The organism is Bacillus sp. JK106, assembly GCF_053663355.1.
This window is the reverse complement of record NZ_JBSJQC010000002.1, coordinates 2501-17129: the sequence shown is the minus strand read 5'-3', so window position 1 is coordinate 17129 and position 14629 is coordinate 2501. Positions and strand designations below refer to the sequence as shown.

The 14629-nt window shown below is 48.2% G+C and carries 11 protein-coding genes, 16 tRNA genes, 2 rRNA genes and 1 riboswitch (1 of these 30 only partly in view); of the genes, 2 read left to right on the top strand and 27 right to left on the bottom strand.

Annotated features, from left to right (window positions below; all coding sequences use genetic code 11):
* The first annotated feature begins 94 nt into the window (after window positions 1-94).
* On the top strand, window positions 95-1540 hold the full coding sequence (katA, locus tag ACWJJS_RS05575; protein WP_003155420.1) for a catalase KatA: 1446 nt from the start codon (window positions 95-97) through the stop codon (window positions 1538-1540).
* Window positions 1541-1611: 71 nt separating this feature from the next.
* On the opposite strand, the gene ACWJJS_RS05570 is transcribed toward katA, so the two are convergent.
* The 6 genes from ACWJJS_RS05570 to ACWJJS_RS05545 all read right to left on the bottom strand — a co-directional run bounded on the left by ACWJJS_RS05570 (window position 1612) and on the right by ACWJJS_RS05545 (window position 7396).
* On the bottom strand, window positions 1612-2577 hold the full coding sequence (locus tag ACWJJS_RS05570; RefSeq protein ID WP_454023393.1) for an ABC transporter ATP-binding protein: 966 nt from the start codon (window positions 2575-2577) through the stop codon (window positions 1612-1614).
* Window positions 2570-3556, bottom strand: coding sequence for an ABC transporter ATP-binding protein (locus ACWJJS_RS05565; RefSeq protein ID WP_454023392.1), 987 nt, complete (start codon window positions 3554-3556; stop codon window positions 2570-2572). Before ACWJJS_RS05565 ends, ACWJJS_RS05570 begins: the two co-directional genes overlap by 8 nt.
* Window positions 3553-4458 (bottom strand): oligopeptide ABC transporter permease, encoded by a 906-nt coding sequence (gene opp4C, locus ACWJJS_RS05560; protein ID WP_058906657.1) that lies wholly within the window; start codon window positions 4456-4458, stop codon window positions 3553-3555. Before opp4C ends, ACWJJS_RS05565 begins: the two co-directional genes overlap by 4 nt.
* Window positions 4459-4470: 12 nt before the next feature.
* Complete coding sequence (locus ACWJJS_RS05555; RefSeq protein ID WP_369719095.1) at window positions 4471-5427, bottom strand: ABC transporter permease; 957 nt, start codon at window positions 5425-5427, stop codon at window positions 4471-4473.
* A gap of 68 nt (window positions 5428-5495) precedes the next feature.
* Window positions 5496-7214, bottom strand: a complete 1719-nt coding sequence (locus tag ACWJJS_RS05550; RefSeq protein ID WP_454023391.1) for an ABC transporter substrate-binding protein — start codon at window positions 7212-7214, stop codon at window positions 5496-5498.
* A 2-nt stretch (window positions 7215-7216) separates the two neighbouring features.
* Window positions 7217-7396, bottom strand: a complete 180-nt coding sequence (locus ACWJJS_RS05545; RefSeq protein ID WP_003155431.1) for an FbpB family small basic protein — start codon at window positions 7394-7396, stop codon at window positions 7217-7219.
* Window positions 7397-7650: 254 nt separating this feature from the next.
* Here ACWJJS_RS05545 and ACWJJS_RS05540 point away from each other — a divergent pair, with 254 nt between their 5' ends.
* Window positions 7651-9006, top strand: a complete 1356-nt coding sequence (locus tag ACWJJS_RS05540) for an FAD-binding oxidoreductase (protein ID WP_454023390.1) — start codon at window positions 7651-7653, stop codon at window positions 9004-9006.
* Between the two features lie 40 nt (window positions 9007-9046).
* Here ACWJJS_RS05540 and thiC read toward each other — a convergent pair whose 3' ends face one another.
* The 21 genes from thiC to ACWJJS_RS05435 all read right to left on the bottom strand — a co-directional run.
* Entirely contained in the window at window positions 9047-10819 is a 1773-nt protein-coding gene (thiC, locus tag ACWJJS_RS05535; RefSeq protein WP_454023389.1) for a phosphomethylpyrimidine synthase ThiC, read from the bottom strand.
* A gap of 121 nt (window positions 10820-10940) precedes the next feature.
* Window positions 10941-11051, bottom strand: a riboswitch (TPP riboswitch).
* Window positions 11052-11100: 49 nt separating this feature from the next.
* Window positions 11101-11799, bottom strand: a complete 699-nt coding sequence (locus ACWJJS_RS05530) for a Type 1 glutamine amidotransferase-like domain-containing protein (RefSeq protein WP_172424415.1) — start codon at window positions 11797-11799, stop codon at window positions 11101-11103.
* Between the two features lie 85 nt (window positions 11800-11884).
* Window positions 11885-12169: a hypothetical protein gene (locus ACWJJS_RS05525; protein ID WP_230014526.1), complete on the bottom strand. Its 285-nt coding sequence runs from the start codon at window positions 12167-12169 to the stop codon at window positions 11885-11887.
* Window positions 12170-12609: 440 nt separating this feature from the next.
* Window positions 12610-12691: transfer RNA gene (locus ACWJJS_RS05520), tRNA-Leu, on the bottom strand.
* 246 nt (window positions 12692-12937) lie between these two features.
* A tRNA-Leu gene (locus tag ACWJJS_RS05515) sits at window positions 12938-13026 on the bottom strand.
* 7 nt (window positions 13027-13033) lie between these two features.
* Window positions 13034-13104: transfer RNA gene (locus ACWJJS_RS05510), tRNA-Cys, on the bottom strand.
* A 6-nt stretch (window positions 13105-13110) separates the two neighbouring features.
* A tRNA-Gly gene (locus tag ACWJJS_RS05505) sits at window positions 13111-13185 on the bottom strand.
* A gap of 54 nt (window positions 13186-13239) precedes the next feature.
* A tRNA-Gln gene (locus ACWJJS_RS05500) sits at window positions 13240-13311 on the bottom strand.
* Between the two features lie 9 nt (window positions 13312-13320).
* Window positions 13321-13396: transfer RNA gene (locus tag ACWJJS_RS05495), tRNA-His, on the bottom strand.
* Between the two features lie 29 nt (window positions 13397-13425).
* Window positions 13426-13499 (bottom strand) — tRNA-Trp (locus ACWJJS_RS05490).
* 10 nt (window positions 13500-13509) lie between these two features.
* Window positions 13510-13594: transfer RNA gene (locus tag ACWJJS_RS05485), tRNA-Tyr, on the bottom strand.
* 11 nt (window positions 13595-13605) lie between these two features.
* Window positions 13606-13678 (bottom strand) — tRNA-Thr (locus ACWJJS_RS05480).
* A gap of 3 nt (window positions 13679-13681) precedes the next feature.
* Window positions 13682-13757, bottom strand: a tRNA-Phe gene (locus ACWJJS_RS05475).
* Window positions 13758-13767: 10 nt separating this feature from the next.
* Window positions 13768-13844, bottom strand: a tRNA-Asp gene (locus ACWJJS_RS05470).
* A 7-nt stretch (window positions 13845-13851) separates the two neighbouring features.
* Window positions 13852-13928: transfer RNA gene (locus ACWJJS_RS05465), tRNA-Met, on the bottom strand.
* Between the two features lie 7 nt (window positions 13929-13935).
* Window positions 13936-14011 (bottom strand) — tRNA-Val (locus ACWJJS_RS05460).
* A gap of 10 nt (window positions 14012-14021) precedes the next feature.
* Window positions 14022-14093, bottom strand: a tRNA-Glu gene (locus ACWJJS_RS05455).
* 36 nt (window positions 14094-14129) lie between these two features.
* Window positions 14130-14220: transfer RNA gene (locus ACWJJS_RS05450), tRNA-Ser, on the bottom strand.
* A gap of 5 nt (window positions 14221-14225) precedes the next feature.
* Window positions 14226-14300: transfer RNA gene (locus ACWJJS_RS05445), tRNA-Asn, on the bottom strand.
* Window positions 14301-14309: 9 nt separating this feature from the next.
* Window positions 14310-14425 (bottom strand): 5S ribosomal RNA (gene rrf / locus ACWJJS_RS05440).
* Window positions 14426-14526: 101 nt separating this feature from the next.
* Window positions 14527-14629 (bottom strand): 23S ribosomal RNA (locus ACWJJS_RS05435); its annotated part runs 2500 nt beyond the window's last position; the annotation flags it as partial.

The window sequence follows — 14629 nt, the reverse complement described above, 5'->3', positions numbered from 1 at the left end:
AATAAAAATAATTATTTTATAATCATTATAAAATAATATTGACTTTTTACTGATAGGTGATATTATGTTCTTATAAATCTAAAGAGGTGATCACATGAGTTCAAATAAATTGACAACCAGCTGGGGCGCTCCTGTCGGAGATAACCAAAACTCAATGACGGCCGGCGATCGCGGTCCTGCTTTAATACAAGACGTCCATCTGCTTGAGAAATTGGCGCACTTTAACAGAGAACGAGTTCCGGAGCGTGTCGTTCACGCAAAAGGCGCAGGCGCACACGGTTATTTTGAAGTCACAAATGACGTTACAAAATATACGAAAGCCGCTTTTCTGTCAGAAGTCGGTAAACGCACGCCGCTTTTCATCCGTTTCTCAACCGTTGCGGGCGAACTGGGCTCTAGTGACACAGTGCGCGACCCGCGCGGATTTGCCGTTAAATTTTATACAGAAGAAGGAAACTACGATATCGTCGGAAATAATACACCCGTGTTCTTCATCCGCGATGCCATCAAGTTCCCTGACTTTATCCATACACAAAAAAGAGATCCGAGAACACATCTGAAAAATCCGACGGCCGTTTGGGATTTCTGGTCTTTGTCACCCGAATCCCTGCACCAGGTAACCATTCTGATGTCAGACCGGGGCATTCCGGCGACTCTTCGCCATATGCACGGATTCGGAAGCCATACATTTAAATGGACAAATGATAAAGGCGAAGGCGTCTGGATTAAATATCACTTTAAAACAGAGCAAGGCGTGAAAAACCTTGATGTTAATACAGCCGCAAAAATCGCGGGCGAAAATCCCGATTACCATACGGAAGATTTGTTCAATGCGATTGAAAACGGCGATTTCCCCGCATGGAAATTATATGTTCAAATCATGCCGTTAGAAGATGCAAACACATATCGCTTTGATCCGTTTGACGTCACAAAAGTGTGGTCTCAAAAAGACTATCCGCTGATCGAAGTCGGCCGCATGGTTCTGAACCGCAATCCGGAAAATTACTTTGCGGAAGTAGAACAGGCGACGTTCTCTCCCGGCACATTAGTCCCCGGCGTGGACGTCTCACCTGATAAAATGCTTCAAGGCCGGTTGTTCGCATACCATGACGCGCATCGCTACCGTGTCGGCGCGAACCATCAGGCGCTGCCGATCAACCGTTCCCGCAATGAAGTGAAAAACTATCAGCGTGACGGACAAATGCGTTTTGATGATAACGGCGGCCGCTCCGTCTATTACGAGCCTAACAGCTTCGGGGGCCCGAAAGAGTCACCTGAAGATAAACAGGCGGCATATCCTGTATCAGGTTTCGCTGACAGTGTAAGCTATAATCATCATGATCATTACACACAAGCCGGCGACCTGTACCGCCTGATGAGCGAGGAAGAGCGCGCGCGCCTTGTCGCCAATATCGTCAGTGCGATGAAACCTGTGGAAAAAGAAGAAATTAAGCTGCGCCAGATCGGCCACTTCTACAAGGCTGATCCTGAATACGGCAGACGCGTTGCCGAAGGACTCGGACTGCCGTCACCAAAATAACATCAAAAAACCTGCCGGTCTGCCCGGCAGGTTTTTCCTGTTTATTATCAATAAAACCGTTTTTTTCTCAATTACACGAAGTGGCATGCCGCAAAATGATGAAGCCCTTTTTCTGACAGCGGCGGACTTTTCTCAGCACATATCTTCTCGGCTGCCGGACATCTCGTTCGGAATTTACAGCCTGAAGGCGGATCAGAGGGGCTCGGTATATCACCCTTTAAAATTATCCGCTCCCTTTTCGCTCCGGGATCAGGAACAGGCACGGCTGATAACAGCGCTTTCGTATAAGGGTGAAGCGGCCGTGAAAAGAGCTCCTCCTTTGACGCGTATTCCACAATCGTCCCTAAATACATAATGGCGACCTTCGTACATAAGTGCTCCACCACGCTTAAATCATGAGAAATGAACAAATATGACAGCCCGTGCTGTTTTTGAAGGCTGCTGAACAAATTGATCATCTGCGCCTGGATGGAGACATCTAACGCCGCCACGGGTTCATCCATAATGATAAATTGCGGCTTGAGCGCCATCGCTCTTGCAATCACGATCCGCTGCCGCTGCCCTCCGGAAAATTCATGCGGATAACGATCGATGAAGTTTGCGGAAAGTCCGCAGGCTTCAAGAACCTCCGCCGCTTTATCACGCGCGTTCCGCTTCACCGCCAATTGATGCTCGATCATCGCTTCACCGATGGCTTCTCCGATCCGGCGCCGGGGGTTTAAAGAACTGAACGGATCTTGAAAGATGAGCTGCGCTTCCGATCTGAAAGTTTTGAGCTCGCGCCGGCTCATCCGAAACACATCACGCCCCTGAAAAAACACCTCTCCCCCTGTTTTCTCATGAAGCCTCAAAATGGTCTTGCCGATTGATGACTTGCCGCTGCCCGATTCTCCCGCTAAGCCGAACACTTCTCCCTTTCCTATCGTAAAACTGACGCCGTCGACCGCTTTTACGGGTTTTTTATGAGTCTTTCTCATCCCCCCATGCTCCTTGTAATATTTTTTCAGCCCCTTGACCTCTAGCAACACATCACTCATCTGCTTTCTCCTCTCTGTAAAGCCAGCACGCCGCCTGATGCCCCTTCCCGAATTCAGTAAAATGCGGGCTCGATCTCCGGCATATTTCTGTGCTGTGTTCACATCGCTCCGCAAAATAACAAGACGATCCGGACAGGTCCGCAAGCTCGGGGACCTGCCCCGGAATGGTGTAAAGCGTCTCCCTTTTTTGACCGATAACCGGCTTGGCCGCGAGCAGCCCTTTCGTATACGGATGCTTCGGATCAGAAAACAGCTCTGCAACCGGTCCTTCCTCCACAATTTTTCCCGCATACATGACAATCACATAATCAGCCATTTCAGCAACCACGCCAAGGTCATGAGTAATGAATAAAATAGACGTGCGAAATTGCTTTTTCATATCCCGCAATAAATCCAATATCTGCGCCTGAATGGTTACGTCAAGCGCTGTCGTCGGCTCGTCGGCAATGATCAGTTTCGGCTCGCAGCTTAGCGCGACAGCCGTCATGATGCGCTGCAGCATGCCGCCGCTCAGCTCATGAGGATATCGGTGCATAACCTGCTCGGCATGCGGGATCTCCACTAACGTGATCAGTTCAACGGCCCTCCGCCATGCCTCTTTCTTACTCAGCAACAAATGTTCGCGAATCGGTTCGGTCAGCTGCTCACCGATTGTAAATACCGGATTCAAAGATGTCATCGGTTCCTGAAAAATCATCCCGATTTCGCTGCCGCGGATTTTCTGCATGTCTTTTGGTTTCAATTCCAACAGATTCTGTCCGGAAAAATGCACCGCTCCCCGTTCGATTCTCCCCGTCTCGGGAATAAGCTGCATAATGGACAATGACGCCATGCTTTTCCCGCAGCCGGACTCTCCTACAATACAAACCGTTTCCTCCTCATGTATCGTAAAGCTGACATCGTCCACGGCCTTTACCGCGCCCTCCTCTGTATAAAAAGCCGTTTCCAAATGCCTCACTTCTAAAAGCGGTTTTTTCATTTCATTTTCACCTGCCGTTTTACCTTAGGATCAAAAGCGTCTCTTAAACCGTCTCCAAGCAGATGAATCGCCACAACGGTCAAAAAAATGGCCGTTCCCGGCGGAATCCACAGCCACGGGCGGAGTGTAAAATCCATAAAATGATTCGCCGCTTCCATCATGTTTCCCCAAGAAGGTGTCGGCGGAGCAACGCCAAGCCCGAGAAAACTCAGCGCAGATTCACTCAGCATCGCTCCCGCCACATGCAAAGTCGCCGCTACCAGTAATAACGGCAATGTGTTGGGAAGCAAATGATAGAGGATTTTCCGTTTATCACTAAGCCCCAAAACTTCCGCGGCCATCATAAACGGCTGCTCCTTCAGCGACAAAATCTGTCCGCGTACAAGCCGCGCCAAACCGGGCCATCCGATCAGGCTTAACATCATCATAATCAGGTACATTCTGTATTCAGAAGGCACTTTCCACTCCGACATCACCGCAGCCAAAATCAAAAGCAGCGGCAGGCCCGGGATGGACATGAGCATATCAGCAATGCGCATAATGATCATATCAGCGGCTCCCCGATAAAACCCGGCCGCAGCCCCGAGTAAAGAGCCGATGACAAGCGACAGCACCATTGAAGCAAGCCCCACGGTCAGAGAAATCTGCCCCGCCAGCATCAGCCTCGTCAGCACATCTCTCCCGTACTGGTCGGTTCCAAGCCAATGATGAACCCCCGGCTGCTGATTGGCATTTGAAATATCCGTCCGATCTGTTATGTACGGAGAAAAAGACGGCCCGATAAAGCACAATAAAAACATAAAACATAAGAAAAGAAGACTGATGACCGTCAGCTTATGCTGCAGCAGGCGGCGGTACGTCTGCTTCCAAAGAGAAGGCGGCACCCCTTTTTGTTTTTTCATTCCGAACACCCCCTATTTCAGCCTGACCCGCGGATCAACCGCGGCATAAGCGATATCCGCCAAGAAGTTCCCCACAATCGTTAAACAAGACAAAAACAAGGTAAACGCCATCAAAACCGGATAATCACGATAATGCACAGATTCAAGCTGAATACGGCCGACACCCGGCCACCCGAAAATCTGTTCAATAATGATGGCTCCGGAAAACAGTCCCGGCAGTTCAAAAGCAAGCAGGGTGATGGCCGGAATGAGCGCGTTTTTCAACGCATGTTTCCAGATGACGGTGCGCTCTTTCAATCCCTTCGCTCTCGCCGTTCTGATATAATCCTGTCTGATCACGTCCAGCATGCCGGAGCGGAAATACCTTGTCAGCGAGCCGATGCCGAGCATAGATAAAATCACGACCGGAAGAATCATATGCCTGGCGGCTTCAAGCACGTACGAAAAACCTGTACTCGTGCTTCCGGTATCAATCATCCCGCCGGCAGGCAATATTTTCAAATCCACCCCAAACCACTTAATAAACAGAAGGCTGATAAAAAAAGACGGAAACGCCATGGAAGCAAAAACAAGAAACGTCACGATCCCGTCAAACCATGAGTATTTCCTGACAGCGGATATGACACCCGTGATCATCGCGGCTGACCATGTGACAAGCAACGCCAAAAAGGCGACAAAAAACGAATTCCAGACATATTTCCGAAGCAGTGACAGGACGTTCTCCTGATATTTCAAAGAAAACCCAAAATCTCCGCTGAGCACATTTCCGAGCCACGTCACATAACGCTTCCAAATCGGCTGATCCAGCCCGTAAAGCGCTTTTAACTCCTTCGCTCTTTCCGGAGTCAGATTTACATTGGAATCAATATAATCGCCCGGCAGCATGGCGAATAAGAAAAAAATAATAAAGGACGTACCGAATAAGATCACAAGCATTTGAATGAATCGTTCTGCGGCATACCGTTTCATAAAAAGCCCCTCCTTTCCGCTGAAAGGGCAAAATCCCCAGGATGCATCGGGTATTTTGCCCAACCGTTCTATCGAATTGAGACATTTGAGAGACTTGAACTGATTCCAGAATAATTGTCAGGCTCAAGCCCTTTTATTTTTCCGCTGACCGCCCTTGCGCTCTGACGGTAATGAATCAGAATGTAAGGCGGGTTTTCCCCGAGCTCCCGGTACAGCTGGTGATAAATCTCTTTTCTTTCGCTGATATCAAGCGTGCCGGCTCCTTTCTCTATCAGCCGGTCCGCTTTCGGATTGGAATACCCCGTCACATTATTGGGATGGCCGGAAGCCAGCTTTTCCACCGTGTCATTCGGATCAAGAATCTGCGAGGTGGAAACGGCGGCAAGGTCATATTGTTTGTCATTGATTTTCGCTACTTCTGTATTAAAATCCATCACTTCCGGTTTTAATGAGATTCCGATGTCCGCATAATTTTCTTTCGCTATCGGGATGAAATCATCATCCGCTTTAGATGTGTAATAGCTGATTTCAAGCTTTTTGCCGTTTTTTTCACGTACACCGTCTTTGCCCGTTTTCCAGCCTGCTTCATCAAGAAGCTTTTTGGCTTTTTCAGGGTTAAACGCGTACCGATTGACACCCTTGTCATCATAAGCCCACGAAACCGGAGACACCGGAACATTCGCGACCTCTCCGTAGCGTTTAAAGCGGACATCGACGATTTTTTGACGGTCAAGTCCGTAAATAAGCGCCTGGGACACTTTCTTATCTTGAAAAGGCGGACGCTTGTGATTGACGTATACAAGCCCGTAATCATTCACGACAGATACGCTTATATTGGCAAAACCGAGACTTTTTAAATGCTGAACCGTATCATCATCAGGTGAGAAAGAAGCGTAATCAAGGTCACCCGTTTCAAACAGCTGAAGGGAAGTTGACGGATCGATAATTTTATAAATCAGCTTTTCCGTTTTCGGTTTTCCGGCATAATAGTGTTCATTAGCCTGATAGCGTATTTCCTGTCCCGGAAGGTATTCTGTAAATTGGTAAGGTCCCGCTCCGAGCGGTTTGGCATAAAGCTCTTTTAAATAGTCCAGTTTGCCGAATTGATATTTCTTCCCGTAGTAAGCTTCTGACAGCACCTGCCCGCCCAAAAGAAGCAGCGACTTCGCACTGACTTTCTCAGTCGTAATTTGAATGGTTCTGTCATCAAGGACGCGAATGCCCTCTATCGTCTTTGCCTTTCCTTCTTTGTAAGCCTTACCGCCTTTAATATAAGCCGTGGTGATATCTTCATAGCCCGCGTATGCAGGATCATGCAGCAGTGTTAAAGTGAATGCGGCATCCTTTGCGGTCAACGGTGAACCGTCGCTGAAAACGAGATTTTTTCTTAAACGGAACGTGTATGTTAGCTGATCTTTGGAAATTTTCCAGCTTTCCGCAAGAGCCGGAGCAGGCTTCCCCGTTTTATCCAGTTTGACTAACGGTTCAAAAATAGGATCTGTCGCATTTCCATCCCAGCCGTTTTCGTAGAAGTACGGCAGAAACACGCCGCCCGGCGCGGAAATCCCAGCAACAAAAGTGTCAGTTCTGGCTTTCGATTTAGCGGGAATCGCCGCCGGATGAGAAGCTTTAAATTCCTTTGTCTTGACATGGGCGATACGTGTTTCTTCCTTTTTATCAGCCGCAGATGACGGTTCTTCCCCGGAACTCCCTAACGCGCACCCTGATAACATGATGGATACCGACAGCGCGAGTACCGTTGTTTTTATCCTCCATTTTCCCTTCATCTTTATCGAACCCCCGCATGCTTTTCATCTATCTTTATATAAATCTGCTCCATCTGTTCCTCATTTCTCATAATCTCCCGTTTGTTTTTCTCTACAAGCAGTTCGAAATTCAATGTGTGTTTTCTGTACTTTTTCCGTTTTTTGCTCTTTTTGCGCACATGTGATACCTTTTTTAACGCCACTTTTCATCCCTCCGCTTTTCATTTAATGACTTTCACGCAAAAAAGGCCCTTATCTGTTTAATAGATAAGAGCCTTCGGTGATCCGATCAGCCATCGTTTGGAAATATGTAATGATTATGTTAATTCATACAATCCCTACCTGTCAACTATAATTTAAAATATCGTGTCCTTCCGGGGGTTTTCCTCATACACTCTCTCATTTTTCCGCATATGCTAGAAAACATAGCAGATTACAAGTGAAAGTGAGTGAGAATGTGGAAAAGACAACATTGACCGGTCGCATCGTCAAAAAAGATGACCCGGACTATAATGCTGCAAGAACCAATATCAATTTAAGCCTGCAAAGATATCCAGACATCATTGTGTTTTGTCAAAACAAACATGACGCCCTCAATGCGGTGAGATGGGCGCGTGAGAACAATGTGCCTTTCCGTATCAGAGGCGGAAGACACAGCTACGAAAATTTTTCTCTGCTAAATGACGGACTAGTCATTGATCTCAGTGAAATGAAGAAAATAAGAGTAAATGAGGATAAGCGGCTGGTCTCGATTGAAGCGGGAGCCGAATTGGGGGAAGTCTACCGGACACTCTGGCGGTACGGCTTGACCCTTCCTGCGGGAACCATTGCGAATGTGGGAATCACGGGGCTGACGCTCGGGGGAGGAATCGGATATTTAACAAGGACTGCCGGACTGACTTGCGATCGTCTCCTCCAGCTCGAAATGATCATAGCGGACGAAAAAGCGGGTGCTGACTTGATCACGGTCAACCGCTCAAAGCACTCTGATCTATTTTGGGCATCTCAGGGCGGAGGGGGAGGCAACTTCGGCATTGTCACATCCATGATGTTTAAAGCCGTGCCGATCTCGTGCGTGTCTGTTTTTTCTGTCACTTGGGGCTGGAATGATTTTGAGGAAGTATTTAACACGTGGCAGCGCTGGGCTCCATTTACAGACAACCGGCTTACCTCATCAATTCAGTTTTGGCCTAAGGAAGTCAACCGCATAGAAGCGCTCGGTCAATTTACCGGGACAAAAGAGGAGCTGAAAGAACTGCTGGCTCCGTTAATGAAAGCGGGAAAACCGACAAGCGGCATGGTCAAGACAGTGCCATTTATTAAAGCGGCAGCCTTTTTTAACAGCCCGGGAGGCAATCAGCCGCAAAAGATGAAGCGGTCAGGATCCTTTATTGAAAAACCATTATCAACACGCGCAATATCCACTTTAAAGCGCTATTTAGAGCACGCTCCGAACGAAAACGCCAGTGTCTGGCAGCAATCTCTCGGCGGGGCGGCCGGACGGATCGCTCCGGACCAAACGGCATTCTACTATCGCAACGCAATCATTGCCCAAGAATATATTACAACTTGGACATCTGCTGAAGAAGAAAGACAAAATGTCCGCTGGATCGAAGGACTGAGAACGTCCCTATCAAGAGAAACGATGGGAGATTATGTGAATTGGCCTGATAGAGAAATCAGAAACTGGCTGCAAACGTATTACGGAGAAAATGTTCACCGCCTCCGTCAAATCAAAACGAAATATGATCCGGAAAATATATTCCGCTTCGAGCAGAGCATTCCGCCGCTTCGCCGTTCACCGTTTTTCTAAAAAAGATGAAGATGGACACACTCCATCTTCATCTTTTCTTTTATTGATATAAGCGGCTTCCCTTCTCTGCAAACTCTTTTGCTTTTTCTTTCAGCCCTTCATTGACGGCCTCGTCTTCAGTAAGTCCGTTTTCCTTCGCATAATCACGAATATCCTGAGAAATTCTCATGCTGCAGAACTTCGGGCCGCACATCGAACAGAAGTGAGCCGTTTTTGCGCCTTCAGCCGGCAGTGTTTCATCATGATATTCCATTGCTCTTTCAGGATCAAGTGACAAATGAAATTGATCACGCCAACGGAATTCAAACCGCGCCTTAGACAGAGCATCGTCACGGATCTGTGCACCCGGATGCCCTTTAGCAAGGTCTGCGGCATGTGCCGCGATTTTGTACGTAATGACGCCTTCTCTTACATCATCACGATTCGGCAGCCCCAAATGCTCCTTCGGCGTGACATAGCAAAGCATCGCCGTCCCGTACCAGCCGATCATCGCCGCGCCGATCGCTGAAGTAATGTGGTCATAGCCCGGAGCGATATCCGTCGTTAATGGGCCGAGCGTGTAAAAAGGCGCCTCTTTACAAATTTCCAGCTGCTTGTCCATGTTTTCCTTAATTTTATGCATCGGCACATGACCCGGTCCTTCGATCATCACTTGCACATCGTGCTTCCACGCAATCTCCGTCAATTCTCCGAGAGTCTCCAATTCCGCAAACTGCGCTTCATCATTGGCATCCGCAATCGAACCCGGACGAAGCCCGTCACCAAGTGAAAAAGCGATATCATAGGTCTTCATGATTTCACAAATTTCTTCAAAATGCGTGTACAGAAAGCTTTCCTGATGATGAGCCAGGCACCATTGCGCCATAATCGCCCCGCCGCGGGATACGATTCCCGTCGTGCGTTTGGCCGTTAACGGGACGTAACGAAGCAATACGCCGGCATGGATGGTGAAATAATCCACGCCCTGCTCCGCCTGCTCAATCAATGTGTCACGATAAATGTCCCACGTTAAATCCTCGGCAATGCCATTAACTTTTTCAAGCGCCTGATAAATCGGCACCGTCCCCACAGGCACGGGGCAGTTGCGGATAATCCATTCACGCGTCGTATGAATGTCTTTTCCCGTGGATAAGTCCATCATCGTATCGGCGCCCCAGCGAATCGCCCACGTCATTTTTTCGACTTCTTCTTCGATAGAAGATGTAACAGCCGAGTTGCCGATATTGGCATTAATTTTCACATGAAAATTCCGGCCGATAATCATCGGCTCGCTTTCCGGGTGGTTGACGTTAGAAGGAATAATCGCCCGGCCGCTGGCTACCTCGTCTCTGACAAATTCGGGAGACACATGCTCGCGAATTGCGATAAACTCCATTTCCGGCGTAATGATGCCTTTTCTCGCATAATGCAATTGTGTTACATTTTTCCCCGGCTTGGCCCGAAGCGGTTTCCGCTGCAGGCCGGGGTATTCGGCGGCACGGCCCTCTTTTTTATAGCCGTTGTCTTCAGGTCTCACGGTCCGGCCGTTATATTCTTCTACATCTCCACGCCCGGTAATCCACTTTGTGCGGAGCGCCCCCAGACCTTCATGAATATCAATCTGTACATCCGGGTCTGTATACGATCCGCTCGTATCATAAACACGGACCGGCGCATTCTCCTCTTCCCCGAACGCCCCCGTTGTCGGACTAAGGCTGATTTCCCGCATCGGCACTCGTATGTCGGGCGAAGAACCTTCTGCATAAACCTTTTTACTGCCGGAAAAGCTCGACATAATGGAAATGTTCGCTTGCTGTACTGATTGATTTTGCATACAAATCTCTCCTTTATCATTTGAATAACAGAACCAAGCTCAGCACCAGCACAAAAAAACCGGGTTCAAAGAAGAACCCGGTTTTGCAGTCAGAAAGAAACTATTATTGTTTTCATCAACAATAATAAAACCTTTACTTCCCCACGCTGGTACGAACCAGATCAGGTCCAAAGGGTTAAGAAGCCGCCGCTTCTCTCTCAGCCCGCTCAGACGGGCACCCCCAGTAACTATTGATTTCGCTCTCATCGTAACATAAGTTGTGTACAAAAAAAAGCATATTATCAAAATTCAGATAACGGGACGGTCATAAGCTCTGTTTCCCGAACGCCTTCTTCGGTATTAAAAACCCGATAACCCTTTGCGGTTTCCCGGGAAGAGACAGCCCGGAACAGCTGACCGTCTTTATAATGAAGCGCAGCGCCGTCATCAGCGGCATAGCCCGCCCTGAGTTTCTTTTCGGAAATCAGGCGGTGATACACCGGCCGGCGCTCCGCTTCTCCGTCATAGTGCGGACAAAAGCTGCCCGGCAAAAATCCTAAAGCTCTTAACTCTCGCAAATCCCCCGCTGAATCCGTCACTCCTTCTTCATACCAGCAAATCGCTCCGGCGCTGAGACCCGCCAAGATGATGCTGTTTTCCCAAGCTTCACGAAGAATAAGGTCAAGCCCCCACTCTTTCCATAAGACAAGCATATTGCGCGTATTTCCGCCGCCGACATATATAATATCTTTCTTCATGAGAAAGGATCTGAGATCAGAACCCGGCGGTTTAAACAGCGACAAGTGATCCGGCTCACACCACAGCTTTTGAAAGGCCTGATAAAACCTGCTGATATAATTCTCCGAATCTCCGCTTGCCGTCGGCAAAAAACAAACTTTCGGCTTTGACCGCGCCGACTGCTCTAAAATATACTGATCCAGCACAAGATGATCCGGCTCCATTGAAAACCCCCCGCCGCCCATTGTAATAATCTGCTTCAATGTCATCACCTCTTTTTTCTCAAGTATAACAGCTCATTAAAAAGGCGTTATCCCAATTTCGGATAACGCCTTCAAAAAGTATTTATTATCTGAAATACGCACCGTATAACATAACGGAGATCCCCGCGGCGATAATCGCCGGAACAAGCTTCGAACGGGCATACTTCACAACATTGATCCCCAACACCGTATTATCACTGAGGGGAGAAGCAAACCAAATGTTCCGCTCGCAAACACGGCCCCGATCGCTAATAATAAGCTGGTATGTAACTGAACCGCCAGCGTCCCAAGTCCCCCAGGATGACCCGATAAAATAGGATATAACAGCCCCCAGTATAAAAAGAGACGGCGCAATAAACATATGAGGGATCCATGATGTTAAATGAGAAGTAACATATTTCGAGAATCCCAGATTTTCAGCTACTGCTGTTACGGCTCAAATCAGCGATAACATAATAATAACGTTGACCAATTCGTTTCCGCCCTTAATAAAATGGGTAACAAGCTCGCCTGCAGGAAAGCGCTGAAACATAAAAAGAGCTAATGCTGCAATAACCGCTGCCAATAATGCGATTAACATGACCTCAAGCATATCGCTTTTGAATGGCCGCCCCACCAGCTGAGAAACAGTGTTAATAGCAAAAGCAGCCGATCGGAAAGATTAAACTCCACGGCCGAATCGGTGTTTCCTTAATATAAGCACGGTGCGCCGAATCCAGCTCCTCCTGCTGCAGGTATCATGTTTTCACAAGCCTTGGAGGATATTTTCATACAAAAAAAAGGCTTCTACAATATGTAGAAGCCTTTGTATACCGGTGGCCGGGGTCGAACCGGCACTCCAGAAGGAACACGATTTTGAGTCGTGCGCGTCTGCCAATTCCGCCACACCGGCATGTAATGCGTCGTGTTCAACCGACGTATATAAATATAACATGCATTTTATAAGGTGTCAATGGTTTTAGTAAAGTTTTTTCAAATGGTAATGCAGTATATACGATACAAGCAAGAAACTTATATTGATAGTCTTCACGCTTTTATTATATAAAAAAAGTGACCTGCAATATGCAAATCACTCTCATATATGTTTTATAATGTGAAAATTGATGACCAATTTAACATGGTGCGTCCAAAGTTAAATTGGTGCCGAGGGCCGGACTTGAACCGGCACGGTAGTCACCTACCGCAGGATTTTAAGTCCTGTGTGTCTGCCAATTCCACCACCCCGGCAATAGAAAGGCGACACCCGGATTCGAACCGGGGATAAAGGTTTTGCAGACCTCTGCCTTACCACTTGGCTATGCCGCCGTAATTTGGAGCGGAAGACGGGATTCGAACCCGCGACCCCCACCTTGGCAAGGTGATGTTCTACCACTGAACTACTTCCGCAACATGTAAAAAGAACTTATTACATCTTATGCTGTTGTTTTTTAAAAAATGCAACTGGGCTAGCTGGATTCGAACCAACGCATGACGGAGTCAAAGTCCGTTGCCTTACCGCTTGGCTATAGCCCAATGATAATATGGGGCGATTGATGGGAATCGAACCCACGAGTGCCAGAGCCACAATCTGGTGCGTTAACCACTTCGCCACAACCGCCATAATCTGAAGATGAATAAATAATATAGTGGCAGGGGCAGTAGGAATCGAACCCACACCGGAGGTTTTGGAGACCTCTGTTCTACCGTTAAACTATGCCCCTATTTATAAAATGGTGGAGGGGGGCAGATTCGAACTGCCGAACCCTGAGGGAGCGGATTTACAGTCCGCCGCGTTTAGCCACTTCGCTACCCCTCCATCATTTAGAGTGCCGGCCAGAGGACTTGAACCCCCAACCTACTGATTACAAGTCAGTTGCTCTACCAATTGAGCTAGACCGGCAAATGGTGGCTCGGGACGGAATCGAACCGCCGACACACGGATTTTCAGTCCGTTGCTCTACCAACTGAGCTACCGAGCCTTTTTATAAATGGCGGTCCGGACGGGACTCGAACCCGCGACCTCCTGCGTGACAGGCAGGCATTCTAACCAACTGAACTACCGGACCATTTTTTTGGTTGCGGGGGCAGGATTTGAACCTGCGACCTTCGGGTTATGAGCCCGACGAGCTACCGAACTGCTCCACCCCGCGATGATAATGGTGGAGGATGACGGGCTCGAACCGCCGACCCTCTGCTTGTAAGGCAGATGCTCTCCCAGCTGAGCTAATCCTCCATCATATAAGTGACCCGTACGGGATTCGAACCCGTGTTACCGCCGTGAAAGGGCGGTGTCTTAACCGCTTGACCAACGGGCCCTGGTATTTTTTCGTTTGTTATGTATTGATAATTAGTGGCGGAGAGCAAGGGATTCGAACCCTTGAGACGGGGTTACCGCCTACACGATTTCCAATCGTGCTCCTTCGGCCACTCGGACAGCTCTCCATAAATGGCTCCGCAGGTAGGATTCGAACCTACGACCGATCGGTTAACAGCCGATAGCTCTACCACTGAGCTACTGCGGAATGAAGTCTGCCTGGCGATGTCCTACTCTCACAGGGGGAAACCCCCGACTACCATCGGCGCTGAAGAGCTTAACTTCCGTGTTCGGCATGGGAACGGGTGTGACCTCTTCGCCATCATCACCAGACGTTTTAGTGACATGTATTATTATACTATGTATTTCAGAAAAAGCAAGAGTTTTTTTAAAAAATTCTCTCAAAACTAGATAACAGAAAGCATACATTCAAATTGGTTAAGTCCTCGATCGATTAGTATCTGTCAGCTCCATGTGTCGCCACACTTCCACCTCAGACCTATCAACCTGATCATCTTTCAGGGATCTTACTTCCTT

Bases quoted from the DNA above. Each gene is read 5' to 3' on its own strand.
- thiC (WP_454023389.1), bottom strand. From the start codon at position 10,819: ATGCAAAATCAATCAGTACAGCAAGCGAACATTTCCATTATGTCGAGC.
- ACWJJS_RS05570 (WP_454023393.1), bottom strand. From the start codon at position 2,577: ATGAGTGATGTGTTGCTAGAGGTCAAGGGGCTGAAAAAATATTACAAG.
- ACWJJS_RS05555 (WP_369719095.1), bottom strand. From the start codon at position 5,427: ATGAAACGGTATGCCGCAGAACGATTCATTCAAATGCTTGTGATCTTA.
- ACWJJS_RS05550 (WP_454023391.1), bottom strand. From the start codon at position 7,214: ATGAAGGGAAAATGGAGGATAAAAACAACGGTACTCGCGCTGTCGGTA.
- opp4C (WP_058906657.1), bottom strand. From the start codon at position 4,458: ATGAAAAAACAAAAAGGGGTGCCGCCTTCTCTTTGGAAGCAGACGTAC.
- katA (WP_003155420.1), top strand. From the start codon at position 95: ATGAGTTCAAATAAATTGACAACCAGCTGGGGCGCTCCTGTCGGAGAT.
- ACWJJS_RS05565 (WP_454023392.1), bottom strand. From the start codon at position 3,556: ATGAAAAAACCGCTTTTAGAAGTGAGGCATTTGGAAACGGCTTTTTAT.